General features: G+C 60.2%; 2 protein-coding genes. Both read left to right on the plus strand.

Features of this window, described 5'->3' with window-relative positions; translation table 11 throughout:
• Window positions 1–212, plus strand: a 212-nt coding sequence (locus U9980_RS24220) for an exodeoxyribonuclease VII small subunit (RefSeq protein ID WP_322770041.1), incomplete at its 5' end; no start/stop codon positions are given.
• Between the two features lie 67 nt (window positions 213–279).
• Window positions 280–1,152, plus strand: a complete 873-nt coding sequence (locus U9980_RS24225; protein WP_322770042.1) for a phosphotransferase — start codon at window positions 280–282, stop codon at window positions 1,150–1,152.
• The last annotated feature ends 172 nt before the right edge of the window (window positions 1,153–1,324 follow it).

The raw sequence follows: 1,324 nt of genomic DNA on the forward strand, positions 1-1,324 counted from the left end.
CACACGAGGCTCCGCCGACGTATGAGCGGGCCCGGGCGGAGCTGGAGGATGTCGTCCGCCGGCTGGAGGCCGGCGGCATCACCCTGGAGGAGTCGCTGTCACTGTGGGAACGCGGTGAGGCGCTCGCACGAGCGTGCCAGTCCTTCCTGGACGGTGCCCGCGCCCGCCTCGACGCCGCTCAGTCCGAGGCGGCCCAGCCCGACGCGGGATAGGCCCCCGGGTCAGCCCACATCCCACAGCCGCACAGCAGCCGGCCGGTCAACGGATGACACACCCGAGATGAACGGAGATGACGTGGTGGCTGACCTACTCGTCGAGGCAGCGTTTGATCTGCGGACGGACACACACGATGATGTTCTTACCGATGTTGAACAGTGCCTTGGCGTGCAGCTTGACCGTTCATCGTCGGTGTACGGACGGCAGGGCCTTACCGCTGGCTTCCGTACTGATCGAGATACCTGGGTTCGGATTCAGTGGCGCCGAATGTGGGTGATCAATGGTCCTGCGTGGACCGGAGCTGAATGTGCGTCGGTGTTGCGCCGTGTCGCCAAACCGGATCTGCTGCGATCGGTCAGCTGGCGTGACGATGCAAGGGGAATGGTGTGGCGTGCCGACGAAATGGAGTTGATCATCTCTCCGGCCGTCAGCAGCAGTGGTGTCGTCGCTAGTGAACCGGCACTTTCGGACTCGTGGTGGAAGAGTCTTCAGAGTTCTTTCGCCGCGCTGGCTGCGTATAAGACCGAGCGGGTAGGTATGTCGTCCGCTCACCTCACCCGACGTATTACGGAAGTTTTCGGTGAATCCGTCGACACCACAATTGATGAGTGGGTAACTGCTCACGCCGACATCCACTGGGGAAACCTTACCGCGCCCGATTGCTATCTACTGGACTGGGAAGATTGGGGAATTGCTCCCCGTGGATTCGACGCCGCTATGCTTTGGGGGCACTCCTTGCGCGTCCCCAAACTTGCGGATCGTATCCAACATGAATTTCAGGCCGACCTCACCACTCGTTCCGGACGACTCGCCCAACTTGTGTTCTGCGCCAACGTAATTCGCGTTTCTACGCGACGTAACGAACCAAACCCGCTCCTAGAACCTTCGAAGAACGCGGCTTACGCTCTCATTTCCGAACTCCAGACTCGCAGGTAGCCCTCACCCACCATCTTCTGTTCTCGTTTCCATGTTCCTGGCTCTCTCGCGGAGTAGCTGGCGGTACTGTCCGATTTTTTCTCTATTCGGCCGAAGCGTTGCAGCCTCGACCATCTGCTTCAAATGCGTTGGAGAATTAGTTCCCACAGCGACGCTGCTCACAGTAGGCAGG

It is taken from the genome of Protofrankia sp. Cr1, assembly GCF_963555865.1.
GTDB lineage: Bacteria > Actinomycetota > Actinomycetes > Frankiales > Frankiaceae > Protofrankia.

What these genes read in the sequence shown, in the direction of transcription:
- U9980_RS24225 (WP_322770042.1), top strand. Translation starts at nt 280, where the DNA reads ATGAACGGAGATGACGTGGTGGCTGACCTACTCGTCGAGGCAGCGTTT.